The sequence below is a fragment of the Coprococcus sp. AF38-1 genome (genome assembly GCF_003603945.1).
In the GTDB taxonomy this organism is placed as follows: Bacteria; Bacillota; Clostridia; order Lachnospirales; family Lachnospiraceae; genus Coprococcus; species Coprococcus aceti.
In genome coordinates, this window is the sequence record NZ_QVGO01000010.1 from 23,263 (window position 1) to 39,646 (window position 16,384).

A 16,384-nucleotide genomic window follows, 5' to 3' on the forward strand; every position below is an offset into this window, starting at 1 on the left:
AAATTATATATGCTGGCAGGTTAAAGATTACATATCGTTAGCCTGCTGGTATAAAGAGATAAAAAATGGTTGAAAATCTCTAGTATTTTCTATATAATGATTTTTAGCCGAGTAACCCGCGTGGGGTATAATTTTTAAGGAGGATTTTATATCATGGCAAAGGAAAAGTTTAATAGAAGTAAGCCACATTGTAACATCGGTACAATCGGACACGTAGATCACGGTAAGACTACTCTTACAGCTGCTATCACAAAGGTTCTTTCAGAGAGAGTTGCTGGTAACACAGCTACAGATTTCGAGAACATTGATAAGGCTCCAGAGGAGAGAGAAAGAGGTATCACTATCTCTACAGCTCACGTTGAGTACGAGACAGAGAAGAGACATTACGCACACGTTGACTGTCCAGGACATGCTGACTACGTTAAGAACATGATCACTGGTGCAGCTCAGATGGATGGTGCTATCCTTGTTGTTGCTGCTACTGATGGTGTTATGGCTCAGACAAAGGAGCATATCCTTCTTTCACGTCAGGTTGGTGTTCCTTACATCGTTGTATTCCTTAACAAGTGTGATATGGTAGACGATGAGGAGCTTATCGAGCTCGTTGAGATGGAAGTTACAGAGCAGCTTGAGGAGTACGGATTCAATGATTGTCCTATCGTTAAGGGTTCAGCTCTTAAGGCTCTTGAGGATCCAATGGGACCTTGGGGAGACAAGATCATGGAGCTTATGGATACAATTGATTCATATATTCCAGATCCACAGAGAGATACAGATAAGCCATTCATCATGCCTGTAGAGGACGTATTCACAATCACAGGTCGTGGTACAGTTGCTACTGGTAGAGTAGAGGCTGGTGTAATTCACCTCAATGATGAAGTTGAGATCGTTGGTATCAAGCCAGAGATCCAGAAGACAACAGTAACAGGTATCGAGATGTTCAGAAAGCTCCTTGACGAAGGTCAGGCTGGTGATAACATCGGTGCCCTTCTTCGTGGTATCAAGAGAGAGGATATCGTAAGAGGACAGGTTCTTTGTAAGCCAGGTTCAATTACATGTCATACAAAGTTCACAGCACAGGTTTACGTTCTGACAAAGGACGAGGGTGGTCGTCATACACCATTCTTCAACAACTATCGTCCACAGTTCTACTTCAGAACAACAGACGTTACAGGTGTATGTAACCTTCCAGCTGGTACAGAGATGTGCATGCCTGGTGATAACGTAGAGATGACAATCGAGCTCATCCACCCAATCGCTATGAGCCAGGGTCTTACATTCGCTATCCGTGAAGGTGGACGTACTGTAGGATCAGGACGTGTTGCTACAATCATCGAGTAATACAATCTGAAAATAGATTTGTTATCGCAAGATAACTTGTGTCCAAACGTAAGATACCCCAGAAACCTTGTGTTTCTGGGGTTTTTCTGTACTCTAAGAAAAGAATTGCTTGTAAAATTATCAGATTAGAAACAGTGAAACGTTTATCAGAAAGATGAAATACGGATAAATTTAAAATTGAAAAATCAGTCTAGCGGTGCCAAAACGGTGCCAAAAAGAAACTCCTGCGAATATTTGCTATTCACAGGAGTAATTTTTTTACCAGCCTTTGATCTGTTTGATCTGTTCAGCACGTTCCGGATCACGATGATATTGCAGTTTCAGACGGATCGTTTCCACAACTTCCTGTCTGGCTTCATCATCAAGCTGATAGAACGATGTGAGCAGATTATCTACATCAGGCATACTGTTCTTACCGAAAAGATACATCAACGGGTACATAGAATTTTTTAAATAAGTCTTTACACGGCTTGCGTCTAATGCTCCGTTCAAACCGTCTGGAAGTGTAGGATAAATCTCTTCTTCCTTAATTGTGCCAGAAAATGGACTGGCAGAACATATCTCATTCACATCAATTTGTAATTCATTTGCAAGTCTTAAAGCAAAATCAAATCGAATATTGGAATCTTTTTGAATAATTGAATATAAGGTTGTGGCACTGATTCCGGTTGCCTTTGCAATTTTACGGACATTTGTGCCTTTTTCATCAAGATATTTCTTTAAATTTTTACCGTCACCCATAGAATCCTCCTTTTTCATATATTGCAAAATTACGAAAAACATAAATCTATAGAATATCATAGCACAGACCTGGAATAAAATAAAGAGAAAATAATATACGAAATTCGTAAAAATATGTTTACGAAATATTGACAATGAAATAAATACATGATATTATCAATTTACGAAATTCGTACAGATATAGAAATACAGTAAACGTATTCTGTATCTGGAGAGGAAAGGAGGATGCAGTATGGCAAGCTACAATTATATGATGAGTGCTGATGAAGTGGCACAGGAATTAAACTGCTCAAAATCTTATGCTTATAAACTGGTGAAAGCTATGAATAAGGAACTGGCTGCACAGGGATATATTACGATGGCTGGAAGAATACCAAAGGCGTTTTGGGCAAAAAAGATGTATGGCTATGAAATAGCAGGAAATTAAGGAGGATTAATATGGCTTACAGAGAAAAAGACACAAAAAAATGGACAGCCCAGTGGTTTGAGACAAATGTTATGGGTGAGAAGAAAAAACGCAGAAAGCGTGGATTTGAAACAAAGCGAGAAGCATTGGAGTTTGAACGAAGTAAAAAGTTGAGCACTGAGCGAAGTATGGATATGAAACTGAGCGATTTTATTGAGATTTATTTTTCAGACAAACAGAATGACCTAAAAGATCGAACAATCAAAAATAAAAGATATATGATGCAACAGCATATCGTTCCATACTTTGGAAATCAGATGATGAGTGAGATCAAGGCTTCACAGATTATTCAGTGGCAGAATGAAATTCAGAAAAAAGGATATTCAGATTCTTATCTGAGAATGATTCAGAATCAGTTGACCAGTCTGTTTACACATGCAGCTAAAATATATGATTTGCCAGTTAATCCATGCAAGAAAGTGAAACGAATGGGAAATTCGGATTCGAGAAGTTTGAACTTCTGGACACTGGACGAGTACAAACAGTTTATACAGACAATGGAGCCGGGAACAAGATATTATCTTATATTTGAGATGCTGTTCTGGACTGGGTGCAGGATTGGGGAGCTGCTTGCAATTACAAAAGCTGATATCAATTTTGAAAAGAATCAGCTTAGTATCAATAAGACTTATTACCGAACAGGAATGCAGGATATTATCACAGAACCAAAAACAAAACAGTCCTTTCGAACAATCGAAATTCCAGAATTTTTGAAAGAGGAAATTAAGGAATTTGTAGATGGTCACTACGGAATGCCGGATACAGAAAGATTGTTTCCGGTTGTTCAGGAAGCGGTACAGCATAAGATGAAACGGCAGATTGAACTGGCAGGAGTAAAGAAAATCCGAGTGCATGATCTCAGACACAGTCATGTGGCTTATCTCATTGAGAAAGGTGTAGAACCGTTACTGATCCGGGACAGATTGGGTCATAAAGATATTCGTATCACATTGAATACTTATGGACATCTTTATCCAAATCAGCAGAGGAAGATTGCAAATCTGCTGGATAATGAAAATGCAGTTACCGGATTGGGAGAAGAAAGAGATGAATGTTGAAAAGGCAAAAGAAAAAGCCCAGATAAATAATCTGAGCAAGTTCTCTGATAATCAGATTAACTGATATACCATCTTGGCAGATTCAGTATATCACGAATCGAGAAATACGACAATTCCCGAATATCTGTTCATCAGAGACTTGCCCGGAAGGGCAGGAGGAGATGATGGAATGAATATGAATGAAAAAAACAAAATTAAGAATTGCAGAATAGAACCAAAACTGAAACTGATCAATATGGATTCAGTAGAGGTGGAACAGGTAGAATGGCTGCTTTATCCGTTTATTCCTTATGGAAAAGTGACCATTATACAGGGAGATCCAGGAGAAGGAAAGACAACAATGGTACTTCAGATTATTGCAAAACTGACCAGAGGAGAGCCGATTCTTCCTGTTACTGATACAACAAAAGAAAAACGAAGTGATGAAGTCGGTAGTGAGAATGAAGATCTAGATGCCAAAGATAATATTCAGGAACAGTCTTTTATGTCACCTGTAAATGTGATTTATCAGACAGCGGAAGATGGTCTAGGAGATACTATCAAACCCAGATTACTTGCTGCAGGTGCAGATTGTTCGAGGGTGCTGGTGATTGATGACAGTGACCAGCCACTGACAATGGCAGATGCCAGATTAGAAGAAGCAATCGTGCAGACAAAAGCCAAAATGGTTGTTCTTGATCCGATTCAGGGATTCCTGGGAGCAGAGGTAGACATGCACAGGGCAAATGAGATCAGACCACTGATGAAGCGTATCGCAGTGCTGTCAGAAAAATATCACTGTGCAGTCATTTTAATCGGTCATATGAACAAAAACAGCAACGGCAAATCTTCTTATCGAGGACTTGGCTCCATTGATTTTCAGGCTGCTGCAAGAAGTGTTCTGATTGTCGGGCGAGTGAAAGATGAACCGGAAGTAAGAGTGGTATGTCATACGAAGAGTTCTCTTGCACCGGAAGGAACTTCCATTGCATTCAGACTGGATAAGAATAATGGGTTTGAATGGATTGGAGAATATGATATCAGTGCCGATGAACTTCTTAATGGAGATGGCAGAGGACAGAAAGGTCGGAAAGCAAAAGAATTTCTCCTTGAGATACTGGCAAATGGAGGAATGACTCAGAAGAAAATTGCAGAAAAAGCAGAAGCCAGAGGAATCAAAAGTAAAACGCTATGGAACACCAAACGGGAACTTGAAATTGATTCCGTAAAACGTGGAAACCAATGGTATTGGATGCTGCCAGAATAAAAATGGAAGATGGCAAGATTACCATTTCTTAAGAAGAGGGAATCTTGCCACCTTGAAAGGAGAATAGATGCAAAATAAAAATGTACAGATTCCATACGAGTTATTCTTTCAACTCCTACAATATTTTTTGATGGATAACTACGATGGCGAAGAAATAATCCGGTTGGGATTGGAGAAAAAACTGGATGCAATGGTGAATCGTGAAGTATACAGCAAATCCAAAACAGCACCAACGGAAGAAGAAAGAGAAAAGTTCCGGCAGGAATATCTGGACAGACGGGGAATACCGGAGAACTTTCGATGGTAAAGGTTCTTTCTGAACACTTTATTACAGGAGCGTGTCACGCACCTGTAGATAGCAGACAAGTAGAAAGCTGGTAAGATGTAGTCGGGAGTTGGTTGGTGGAGAAGAGAATTTTCAAAAGGGAGCCCTGATTCAGGGCGTCCCTGCGGAAACGCTAAATGAAAGGAGAATGGCATAATGCGAGAAGGAAGATTAGGATATAACAGTTATAACAAAAGATATGGATTATTATCATCAGATCTATGGATTGATACAGGATTTCACTGTGGAGAATGCCTGGAAGTGTTGCTTGATGATGAATGGGTTCAGACTAGAATGGAAATGAATCCTGCAAGAGAATGGTATCTTGTAGGAACACCGTATTGTGGTGATCTGGAATATATCCGGGCAAGGATACCGGGATAATTCAGTATACAAGTAACGCAGGAGTGAACCGACCAACGGGAGGAATAGCCCCCCGGCAGGGCGCAAGGGTACTTTTGATGGACGGTACGACTGTCGAAAGTGCTTTTGCGTTACTTTTGAAAAAAGTAACAAAACCGCCGTATCCGGCGAAAGTTTCTTAATATCGCTATTACTGGCGTGAATAAAAATTATGTGCCATATCTAGCACTTGATTAGAAAAGAGGTGAGAAACATTATGATAAAACGAACAATTAGCGGTATGATTGGGAAAGGTTCTCTGGCTCATAACAGGAGAGAGTTTTTCGCAGAGAATGTAGACCCAGACAGAGTACAATTAAATATTTGTTACCAGAATGAAAATCTGAAAGAAGTTTACAAAGAGTTATTTGATGATGCTGTGGAGAGATACAATACCGGGAAAAGAAAAGACCGGAAGATTACAAATTACTATGAAAAAATCCGGCAGGGAAAACAGGAAAAGTTGTTCCATGAAGTGATTTTCCAGATTGGAAACCGAGAAGATATGGCTGTTGGAACAGAAGCAGGAGATCTGGCTGTAAACGTACTGGATGAGTATGTAAAAGATTTCCAGAAACGGAATCCGACACTTCGGGTATTTAGTTGCTATCTGCATCAGGATGAGGCTACTCCACATCTCCATATTGACTTTATTCCTTATGTGACGGGCTGGAAAGGAAAAGGAATGGATACCAGAGTTTCACTGAAACAGGCATTAAAAAGTCTTGGATTTCAAGGTGGAAATAAGCATGATACGGAACTGAATCAGTGGATAAATCATGAAAAAGAAGTTCTGGCAGAGACTGCAAAGCAGTATGGAATTGAATGGGAACAGAAAGGTACTCATGAGGAACATCTGGATGTCTATAACTTCAAGAAAAAAGAACGGAAAAAGGAAGTACAGGAATTGGAGCAGGAGAAAGAGCATCTAACTGCTGAAAAAGAAGAATTAACAGCACAAATTGCAGAATCCAGAGCAGATATCCAGAATTTAAAAGACGATAAGGAACAGGCAATCAAGGCGAAGCAAGAAGCAGAACAAAAGGCAGGGAGCGCAGAAAAAGAACTAAAAAGCCTGGAAGATCGCAGAGAACAGCTACAACCGATTATGGATAGTGTGAGCAAAGAAATCAAAGAATATGGAACGGTTAAAATGTTACTGCCGGAGGCGGGCACGCTAGAACGGGCAGTAACCTATCGAGACAAAAAAATTAAACCACTGTTTCTTCAAATAAAGAATAAGGTTGCTGTAATGGCGGCTCAGGTTAAAGAACTCACGAAAGAGGTGGAAGGGTGGAAGAAAAAATATCAAAAGGTGAAACAGAAATATAATGCTATTCAGAGAGAACTGGATGATATACGTAAAGACAATCAGAAATTGTCAGAAGAAAAAGATATATTACAAGGTGTTTCTGATAGGTATGATCGTGTTGTGCGTGTTCTTGGAATAGAAACTGTAGATACAGCAGTACAGCAGGATATTCAAAACGAGAAAGTCCTGGAAGAAAAGCGACGGATGGAGCAAATGCCGAAGGGAAATATTCATGAAAGATTGGCATGGGGAATGAAAAAGAGCGAGATGGAGAATCAGCAGCGTAAGAAAACTAAATCAAAAAACAGAGAAATGGAGAGATAAGATTATGGAAAAACACATTTATGATGAAAAGAACGGATTAAGATATACTTTGCAAGGAGATTATTATTTGCCAGATTTGGCACTGAATGAAGAAGAACCGACATATGGAAAATATGGAATGTTACGAAAACAATTTCTGAAGGAACACAGATCAGCAAAATATCAATACTTGTTGTTGACTGGAAAGCTGACGGAACATCTGAATCAGATCGATCAGGAGAGCAGAGAACAGGTGGAAATGCTTATGGAACAGATGGCAGAAAAACAGGGTGTAACTGAAGAATTAAAGGTACGGAATCAGATGAAGTGGGTTAGGCTGATGAATAATATAAAAGCCAGTGCAGAAGAAATGGTGTTGAGAGAAACACTTTATATATAAGTATTGTTTGTAAAGGACTGAACAGGAAAAGCACAATACTATCCTGCTTATTAAGATTTATTTCACATCTCTTGATTTTTATTACGGTTACTGATATAGTTATTACAGTAACCGTAATAAGGAGGGGATGCTATGAGGGATAATGTGAAAAGTGGTGCACTCACAGAAGTGACATTCTATATTTTGCTTTCACTCTATTCACCTAAACACGGATATGCTGTCATGCAATTCATTGAAGAAAAAACAGGTGGGCGGCTTTCATTGGGAGCAGGTACTTTATATGGTGCATTAAATTCAATGCAGGAAAAGGGATGGATTGAGCTTTTCGGAGATAGTGAAGGTAGAAAAAAAGAGTATCTTATCACTGTAAAAGGAAAGGAGATAGCTGAAAAAGAACTTATCAGACTTCGTGAACTTGTAGGCATTGCAAGCGGAATTGTAGGAGGTACACTATGAGTAAAAAGTGTTATCGTTTTTTTGGTGGGCTATTGACGGTACAGAAAAACTGGCTGAATAAGATGGCTGAAAAAGGTTATCGCCTTATTCGAACGGGGAAATTACTCTATGAATTTGAAAAATGTAAGCCAGGTCAAGTTCAATATTGCGTGGAGTTTATAGGACAAAAATCAAAAGCTAATGCTGAAGATTACCATGATTTCTTGGAAGAAATGGGATATTCCGTATTCTATAAAAATATCAATCTTAATTATTCTGTTGGCAAAGTTCGCTGGCGTCCGTGGGCTGAAATTGGCGGTCGTATTGCAACAAACACTACAACATTTAACAGGGAATTGCTGATTGTAGAAAAAGAAAATGATGGAAAACCTTTTGAACTTCATACGTCCTATGAAGATAGGGCAAATTATTACAGTAATTTGCGAAATCCCTGGCTTTTATTAATGCTTATGCTCGCAGCATTTGCTACCGTAAATCGGTCTGTTATTTTAGGCATAATTGCTGTGATTTTTCTAATTCCTGTCATTATATACCAGTTGCAAATTATGAAAAATAGGCATGAAGCGAAGATGAAGGAGTGGTGATTCAGGATAACAAGGTTGGTTTAACTGATGCAATGTAATACACTGTCGTTTGAGGGTTAGTAGCCCGTTCTTAAATTTGTGGGCAGTTTGTTGCTGATGATATAAATATTAGAGAAAATTAATTGAAAGTTAAAAAAAGAAAGTAATAAGTAAACAAAGGCTCAATTGTAAACATGTATTGGGAACGCTATAATGGAAATAAGGACAGGAGGTGTGAACAATGCGTATTGGTGAGCAGATAAAAAACTATCGAAAAACTGAGGGATTAACACAAGAACAGGTGGCAAATTATCTGGGTGTTTCTACTCCTGCGGTAAATAAATGGGAAAAGGGAAATACATATCCGGATATCTCATTACTTCCAGCTTTGGCACGATTATTGAAAATTGATATGAATGAATTGTTTTCGTTTCGTGAAGAATTGACCGAAAAAGAGATTGGACAATTTGTGAATGAACTTTCGGAAGTTTCATTGGACAGCTTTACAAAGGCTTTCGAGATGGCATCTCGTAAAATACAGGAGTATCCTCATTGCGACTTATTAATTTATACGATCGCAACCGTTCTGAACGGATCTTTGACTTTGTCAGATCTTAATGACGAAGAACGAATGGAATATAATACAGCTATTATTGAGTGGCTGGAACGAACAGCAGATAGTCAGGTTGAAAGAGTGAGAAATTCAAGCGTTTTTATACTTGCAACAAAATATGTCCAAATGGAGAAATATGAAGAAGCAAATGTCCTTTTGAAAAAAATTCCTGATACTGTAATTGATGCAACGATTATGAAAACAAGTGTATTAGCACATCAGGAAGGAACAGATACTGCTGCATTATTCTTAGAAGGGAAATTGCTACAGGCAGTTATCAATATCCAAAGCTACTTGTATAAGTTAATAGAAATGGAAGAAGAGACAGGAAATCATGATAAAGCAGAGAAAATTGCTGAGATTACAGATCACATGATATCATTGTTTGGACTATGGAATTACGGCAACACAGTGCCATATCTGCTGATTGCTGGATATCGAAAAGATGTAGAAAAATGTATCCAGTTAATTAAGCGATTATTAAGTGAATCACAGAAGCCTTGGAATATGACACAATCCCCTTTGTATTACAGGTATGAAGATACTGCACAGGGAAAAGCTTTTTCGGGAGTTGGAAAAAATTTTGTTCGTGAATTGTATTCGGAAATTGAAAATAAGAAAGAGTATGAATTCTTGAGAGGGAATAAGGAACTCGAATTAATTTTTGAGGAACACTTGAAATAGGTTGTAAAAATGTATGGAAATAGATATAGTTGAGAAAGAAGAAAATTTTTGACATTTCCACAGATGCGTGCTAATATGATTATAGAAAAAGAGTGCTACCGATAGACGGTTAGTCCGTTTTACTATTTAGAATATCATCAAAGATAACCGCTTAGTTTACCAGACCAGGGCGGTTATTTTTGTGGTTTATGATTATCTTTGCCTAATGTATATCCGATACTAAAGCAGGTTAAGCCGAAGCTCACTACTGCTATGAAGTCAATAATACTCATTGGCTTAGCCCTCCTTTCCAATGGATTCCTTTACAGGTTTCTATGTAATCAGAGGGTCACAGTCCCTCTGGAGAAGGACTAACCGCCTACCGTTATGGTAGCACCCATGTTTCGATTATAACAGTTAAAAATTACCGGTGCAATATAAAGTTGGTAGAGAAGTATCTAGTATCTACAAAAGAAAATCGGTTTGAGTATTCTCCGGTGCCAAAACGGTGCCAAGAAATCAGGCAAATCAAAATAGGTGGTGCAATTCAGCCGTTTTTCACTGTATTTTGGAGAGAAAACCATAAAAAATATGAGGTAAAACGGGATTAAAGTATCGTGAAGGTGGTAGAACTGTAGGTTCAGGAAGAGTTGCTACAATCATCGAGTAATCTTTGATAAACCGCATAAATAAAGGATTTTCAGACCTTCGAGGGTTTGCCCTCGGAGGTCTTTTTTTTCTGCTTAAAAATGGGTTTTGACCCTATTTTGACCCTAATTTAGAGCAAAAAATGAGCTTTGACCCGACAAATGACATAAAAATCTCAGAGGGAAGATCTAAGGATAGGAGATTTGCAGATAGGATATTAAGGGTACAGGGGATAAAATACTTTGACATACACGTAGATGCGTGTTAATGTGAATACAGAAAAAGGTGCTACCGATAGACGGTTAGCACCCATGTCCCGATTGTAGCATCCTGTAATTATGAGGGCAACACGGAAAAGTTGAAAAACGTCGAAAAATAAAAATAAAAAACGTTATAGAAACTTTAGATAATGTTCAAACACAATTAGATACTTTAGTTAAAGAAACTCATAAAGCAATTATAGATACTTGAGTAGCATTTGAAAAAACAGATAAGGATAATATTAAGTTTTGGAAAGGATAGCGACATGCGAAAAAAAAGTGCATTATTTTTGATTTGTTGTTTTATTATATGTTTAGTAGGGTGTGGTGTAAAAATAAAAACAGAACATTCACAGAAGAATTCTCAAGTAGAATTAACAAGTAGACAGAAGAAAATATTAAAGGAAGCGGGATTATCCACCAATTATGATGATTTGTTATCTTCACAGAGGATTGCAATCAAAAGAATTGAGGAATTATATAAGTATTTAGATAGTGAATATGATGAAGAATTTATTTATGAAGGTTATATTGCTCCAAACTCGCTACAAGATGAACAATTAATAGTTTATCCACAAGGATTAACAGAAAGTGATATTGTAACAGTAACGGTTTCTAAGATAGATGATAAAGAGATTATAACTGATGATTATTTGAATCTATTATTAAGAGATGATTATGAATCATATATAAAAAATATTATAGTAAAATTAGTTAATTCAGAAAATGTAAAAGTATATTCAGAGATAACTGAAGTTAAAGATAAGAATAATTCGGAATATGATAACAATGTTTCTGCAATGAATAAAATCTTTATTCTCAACACAGATGATAATAAAGAAATACTTGACAAGCTTAATAAGAAATACAAAGAAAGTTTAGAATCTCATAAACTGTATAGCGTTAATAAGTTTTATATAATGGAAGAAAATGCATTTGAAAAAATAACCAAGTATAATTATGATGAGTACTTGAATGATGATAATATAGTAGCAAAATTCAGATGTAGTTTATCTGAATAAAAAAATGAATCGTTAAATAATAAATGTAAAGCGGAAACAAAAATAGAAAGTGTGTCTAATAGAATGTGATATATAGTAGCTGAAAATAATTTCAATAATTGGAGATTATATATTGTAATAGCTAGATTTATAAGAATTATAATATAGAACATTGTTAAATATTATTTTGGGGAGTAAATGAAGAATTTCTACTCCCCGGTTATGGCAATTTCCAGTACAATGATCCGGCGAATGGCAATGACAATTACAATCCGTATGGCAATGCTCAGTATGGTGCCGGATATGGTGGTAATTATAAAAATAGCTAATTATTATTTATATAGAAGAGACGCAATATAGAAGAAAAACAATAATATAATACGTATAGATCTATAATATGGCTGGGGTATTTATCGGCTGCTGATAATAGTTGACTACGACAATAAAAATGTCGTGGTCAACTATATTTTTATGTATGGGACTTAAAATGATAAAAAAGACTAAACCTGATTTAGTGATCTGGTGTATTTACATATTTGCTGAAAACAGCCAATTCCCGCATCATGTCCTGTAAAAAACACCCGAAAAACCCTATTCTGTCAATGAATGTGTCAAGTTTTTAGCAAAAGCTTGACATGTAGCATCAGCCCTTGTCGAAGGCAACTTAAAATGGGCTGATGTTCAATAGAAAGGAGGCAACAGATATGGATCAGAAAAAGACCGGTTCATTTCTAAGAGAACTGAGAAAGGAAAAACAGCTTACCCAGGAACAGCTTGCTGAGCGGTTTGGAGTAACAAGCCGCAGTGTGTCAAGGTGGGAGACAGGCAGCAATATGCCGGATCTCAGTATCCTGGTGGAGCTGGCAGATTTCTATGATGTTGATATCAGGGATATCATTGATGGAGAAAGGAAGGGTGAGGACATGAATAAGGAAGAGAAAGAGAGATTGCAGCTTGTAGCGGATTATGCAGAAACTGAGAAGAATACATTGTTGATGAGGTTGCGTATATTCAGCATAGTGGGGTTGGTTTCGCTCATTGCAGGACTGACGATGATGGTGATCAGCAGAGACAACAATCTTCCAGTCTATGATTATTTGATGGGGACGCTTATGGGAGTTGCTATAGGTGCGTTGCTGGTTGCGGTGTTCTATTCAACCGGAGTTTTAGAAAACATGAGGAAACGGAAAAGAACGCTTATGAAAGTCCTTTTGGTAATAAGCATATTATTCCTGCTTGGAACATTCATCGCGGCAATCATAGCATCGTTATGATATATATAATGAGCATTGCGACGGTTGAGCTTGCGCAAACTAAATGTAATATGCTATAATTTTTAAGGATGCAATGTGGACGATCAGTTTGTGGCATCCACATGAGCACAGATATTTTGCGTGAGATATAGTAAATATGAATAGTGCAATCATTTTTTATGACGAAAGAATTACAATTATATATGTATAAGCCCATAATATGGTTGGGCGTATCTACCAGCTACCGATAATAGTTGACTACGACATGGATTGCCGTGGTCAACTATATTTTTGTGTAAAAATATGTGTGTGGATACAGAGTATGGATGGGGTTTTAACAAAAAATATAAAATGATTTTGGAGGGTGCGCGTATGAGGTATGATGTGATAATTATTGGAGCGGGACCAGGAGGAATATTTTCTGCATATGAGCTGACAAAGCAGGCTCCGGATCTCAAGGTTGCAGTGTTTGAGGCTGGACATGAGCTTAAGAGAAGAAAATGTCCGATAGACGGCACAAAGATCAAGAGCTGCGTGGGATGTGACAGCTGTTCGATCATGAGCGGATTTGGTGGTGCAGGTGCATTTTCCGATGGAAAGTACAATATCACAAATGACTTTGGCGGAAGTCTGTATGAGTACATCGGCAAGAACGAGGCCATAGACATCATGAAGTATGTGGATGATATCAATATGGAGTACGGCGGAGCGGGTACGAAGCTTTATTCCACTGCCGGCACAAGATTCAAGACAGTGTGTCTGCAGAACAGACTTCATTTGCTGGATGCTTCGGTCAGACATCTTGGCACGGACATTAACTATATAGTTCTAGAGAATCTGTATGCATATCTTCAGGACAAGGTAGAGTTTTATTTTGACACGCCTATACAGACTGTGGACAAGCTGGACGATGGAACATATAGTGTATGCTGCAAGAAGGGGACATTTGCTTGTAACAAATGTATCATATCCGTTGGAAGAAGCGGAAGTAAATGGATGGAGACAGTGTGCAAGGATCTTAATGTGCCCACAAAATCTAACAGAGTAGATATAGGAGTCAGAGTAGAGCTTCCTGCAGCCATATTTGCACATTTGACGGATGAGCTCTATGAGAGCAAGATAGTATACAGAACGGAGAAGTATGGAGACAAGGTGCGAACTTTCTGCATGAACCCAAGGGGCGCCGTGGTTACTGAGAATACTAATGGAATCATAACGGTAAATGGCCACAGTTATGAGGATCCTGCAAAACAGACGGATAATACAAACTTTGCACTCCTTGTGGCAAAGCATTTTTCAGAGCCGTTCAAGGACTCCAACGGATACGGCGAGAGCATAGCGAGACTCAGCAATATGCTGGGCGGCGGAGTAATAGTGCAGAGATTTGGCGACCTCATAAGGGGACAGCGATCCACCCAGAGCAGGATAGAGGAAGCGTTCATCACACCTACGCTCAATGCCACACCGGGGGATCTGAGCCTTGTCCTTCCAAAGAGAATCCTGGATGGAATAATCGAGATGATCTACGCTCTTGATAAGATAGCACCAGGAACGGCAAATGAAGATACACTGTTGTATGGAGTTGAGGTCAAATTCTACAACATGGAGGTAGAGGTAGATGACAAGCTGGAGACAATATATAAGGGACTGTATATCATAGGAGATGGCAGCGGAATAACCCACTCCCTTTCACACGCATCTGCAAGCGGTGTATACGTAGCAAGAAATATTGCACATGGCGAATAAAACGAATAGATATATTTATATAGAAGAAAGTCATTCAAAACAGAGTATCGTGATAGGGGTTCCAGATACTCTGTTTTTATTTGATAAATGAGTTTCAAGCGAAAATACATTTGTTTGACTGGATGGGAGATGAATGGTAGAGTTGTAAATGGCATGAAAATAGATTTAAAGTCTGCAACAAATATGAAAACAAATTTAACTAAGAAAACTATTAGTGGCATTGTATAGAAGACACTATATGATGGATTATTTTCGAAAGAAGAAAGGAAATAGGAACAGGCGATGGCCTATACAAAGGAGTGACATGATGCTTATGTATAGTGTATATACAATCCAAATACATAATTATATATGGAGGAAACAGACATGAAAGATATCAAGTGGGCAGTTCTTGGAACAGGAGTTATCGCAAATGAGATGGCAGTGGCACTCAAAAAGAATGGCAGGAACATTTATGCGGTTGGTAACAGGACGTATGACAAAGCGGTGGCATTTGCTGGGAAGTATGGCATAGATAAGGTTTATTCAGACTACAATGAGATGTTCACGGATCCGGAGGTGGACGTGATATACATAACGACACCACACAATACACACATACAGTTTATGAGAAAAGCAATAGAGAATGGTAAGCATATATTGGTGGAGAAGTCTATAACATTGAACAGCGATGAACTCGAAGAGATGGTAAAACTTGCAGAGCAGCATAATGTGATCATAGGTGAAGCGATGACTATTTATCATATGCCTATTTACAGAAAACTTAAGGAGTTAGTGGACTCGGGTGCACTTGGCAAAGTCAATCTCATAACCATGAATTTTGGAAGCTTCAAAGACTATGATATGAACAATCGATTCTTCAACAGAAACCTTGCGGGAGGGGCAATGCTGGATATAGGTGTGTATGCCCTGTCATTTATAAGGTGGTTCATGGACTCAAAGCCAGACAAGCTCCTTTCACAGGTTAAGCCTGCGCCTACTGGAGTGGATGAGCAGGCAGGACTTTTGCTTATGAATAAGGAAGGCCAGATGGCAACCGTTATGCTGTCCCTTCACTCGAAGCAGCCGAAACGTGGAATGGTATCATGTGAAAATGGATATATAGAGGTGATGGAGTATCCAAGAGCGTGGGAGGCAAAGGTCACATACACAGATACAGGCAAAACTGAGACTGTTGCAGCCGGAGAAAATGCGGATGCCCTTGCGTATGAGCTTCAGGACATGGAGAGTGCGATATCCGGTAATGGAGATATGTATCTGGAATATACAAAGGACGTCATGGATATGATGACAGAGTTCAGAAGATCATGGCGATTTACATATCCAGAGGAAGAATAGGTAGAAGGTAGATTGCCATATGTAGGGGAGGCTGTTTAGAACAATTGCACACAATTGTCAGATAAATAAAAAAAGTCCTTGACATAAGATTGCAGTGGTGGTATCTTATAAAAGCTGTCGCATGAGCAGACAGCAGCCGACAGCTTTTATGGGTATACAACATGATATGTCACTGAGACATGATTATAAATTATCTAAAAAAGTTGTTGACATACACACTTCGGTGTGGTAATATTTAGAAGTTGTCGC

The 16,384-nt window shown here is 38.4% G+C and carries 16 protein-coding genes and 1 riboswitch; of the genes, 15 read left to right on the forward strand and 1 reads right to left on the reverse strand.

The window, feature by feature from the left end; genetic code table 11:
• Nucleotides 1–153: 153 nt before the first annotated feature.
• Nucleotides 154–1,341, forward strand: a complete 1,188-nt coding sequence (gene tuf, locus DW025_RS14195; RefSeq protein WP_004850603.1) for an elongation factor Tu — start codon at nt 154–156, stop codon at nt 1,339–1,341.
• Between the two features lie 258 nt (nt 1,342–1,599).
• Here the strand turns inward: tuf and DW025_RS14200 are convergent, their stop codons facing one another.
• Nucleotides 1,600–2,082, reverse strand: coding sequence for a helix-turn-helix domain-containing protein (locus DW025_RS14200; RefSeq protein ID WP_015541737.1), 483 nt, complete (start codon nt 2,080–2,082; stop codon nt 1,600–1,602).
• A 232-nt stretch (nt 2,083–2,314) separates the two neighbouring features.
• Here DW025_RS14200 and DW025_RS14205 point away from each other — a divergent pair, with 232 nt between their 5' ends.
• From DW025_RS14205 to DW025_RS14270, 14 genes are all read left to right on the forward strand, one after another.
• Nucleotides 2,315–2,509, forward strand: coding sequence for a hypothetical protein (locus tag DW025_RS14205; RefSeq protein ID WP_055258613.1), 195 nt, complete (start codon nt 2,315–2,317; stop codon nt 2,507–2,509).
• Between the two features lie 11 nt (nt 2,510–2,520).
• Complete coding sequence (locus tag DW025_RS14210; RefSeq protein ID WP_055258611.1) at nt 2,521–3,606, forward strand: site-specific integrase; 1,086 nt, start codon at nt 2,521–2,523, stop codon at nt 3,604–3,606.
• Between the two features lie 169 nt (nt 3,607–3,775).
• Nucleotides 3,776–4,852, forward strand: coding sequence for an AAA family ATPase (locus DW025_RS14215; protein WP_182389691.1), 1,077 nt, complete (start codon nt 3,776–3,778; stop codon nt 4,850–4,852).
• Between the two features lie 67 nt (nt 4,853–4,919).
• Nucleotides 4,920–5,159 (forward strand): hypothetical protein, encoded by a 240-nt coding sequence (locus DW025_RS14220; protein WP_055258607.1) that lies wholly within the window; start codon nt 4,920–4,922, stop codon nt 5,157–5,159.
• A 174-nt stretch (nt 5,160–5,333) separates the two neighbouring features.
• A complete protein-coding gene (locus DW025_RS14225; protein ID WP_055258605.1) occupies nt 5,334–5,561 on the forward strand; it encodes a DUF5348 domain-containing protein in 228 nt (75 codons plus the stop codon).
• 235 nt (nt 5,562–5,796) lie between these two features.
• Nucleotides 5,797–7,215 carry a plasmid recombination protein gene (locus DW025_RS14230; protein WP_118224601.1) on the forward strand — a complete coding sequence of 473 codons (1,419 nt, stop codon included), beginning with the start codon at nt 5,797–5,799 and terminating at the stop codon, nt 7,213–7,215.
• A gap of 4 nt (nt 7,216–7,219) precedes the next feature.
• Nucleotides 7,220–7,594: a TnpV protein gene (locus DW025_RS14235; RefSeq protein WP_117767282.1), complete on the forward strand. Its 375-nt coding sequence runs from the start codon at nt 7,220–7,222 to the stop codon at nt 7,592–7,594.
• A 132-nt stretch (nt 7,595–7,726) separates the two neighbouring features.
• Nucleotides 7,727–8,050, forward strand: coding sequence for a PadR family transcriptional regulator (locus tag DW025_RS14240; protein ID WP_055056227.1), 324 nt, complete (start codon nt 7,727–7,729; stop codon nt 8,048–8,050).
• The gene (locus tag DW025_RS14245; RefSeq protein ID WP_118224602.1) at nt 8,047–8,634 is read left to right on the forward strand and encodes a DUF2812 domain-containing protein; all 588 of its coding nucleotides are present in this window, start codon (nt 8,047–8,049) and stop codon (nt 8,632–8,634) included. Before DW025_RS14240 ends, DW025_RS14245 begins: the two co-directional genes overlap by 4 nt.
• A 220-nt stretch (nt 8,635–8,854) precedes the next feature.
• The gene (locus DW025_RS14250; protein ID WP_118593911.1) at nt 8,855–9,910 is read left to right on the forward strand and encodes a helix-turn-helix domain-containing protein; all 1,056 of its coding nucleotides are present in this window, start codon (nt 8,855–8,857) and stop codon (nt 9,908–9,910) included.
• 1,105 nt (nt 9,911–11,015) lie between these two features.
• A complete protein-coding gene (locus DW025_RS14255) occupies nt 11,016–11,819 on the forward strand; it encodes a hypothetical protein (protein WP_133300873.1) in 804 nt (267 codons plus the stop codon).
• Nucleotides 11,820–12,502: 683 nt separating this feature from the next.
• Complete coding sequence (locus DW025_RS14260; RefSeq protein WP_120000435.1) at nt 12,503–13,072, forward strand: helix-turn-helix domain-containing protein; 570 nt, start codon at nt 12,503–12,505, stop codon at nt 13,070–13,072.
• Nucleotides 13,073–13,233: 161 nt separating this feature from the next.
• Nucleotides 13,234–13,332, forward strand: a riboswitch (purine riboswitch).
• A 91-nt stretch (nt 13,333–13,423) separates the two neighbouring features.
• On the forward strand, nt 13,424–14,797 hold the full coding sequence (locus DW025_RS14265) for an NAD(P)/FAD-dependent oxidoreductase (RefSeq protein WP_120000437.1): 1,374 nt from the start codon (nt 13,424–13,426) through the stop codon (nt 14,795–14,797).
• Nucleotides 14,798–15,163: 366 nt separating this feature from the next.
• On the forward strand, nt 15,164–16,135 hold the full coding sequence (locus tag DW025_RS14270) for a Gfo/Idh/MocA family protein (RefSeq protein ID WP_120000439.1): 972 nt from the start codon (nt 15,164–15,166) through the stop codon (nt 16,133–16,135).
• Nucleotides 16,136–16,384: the final 249 nt, after the last annotated feature.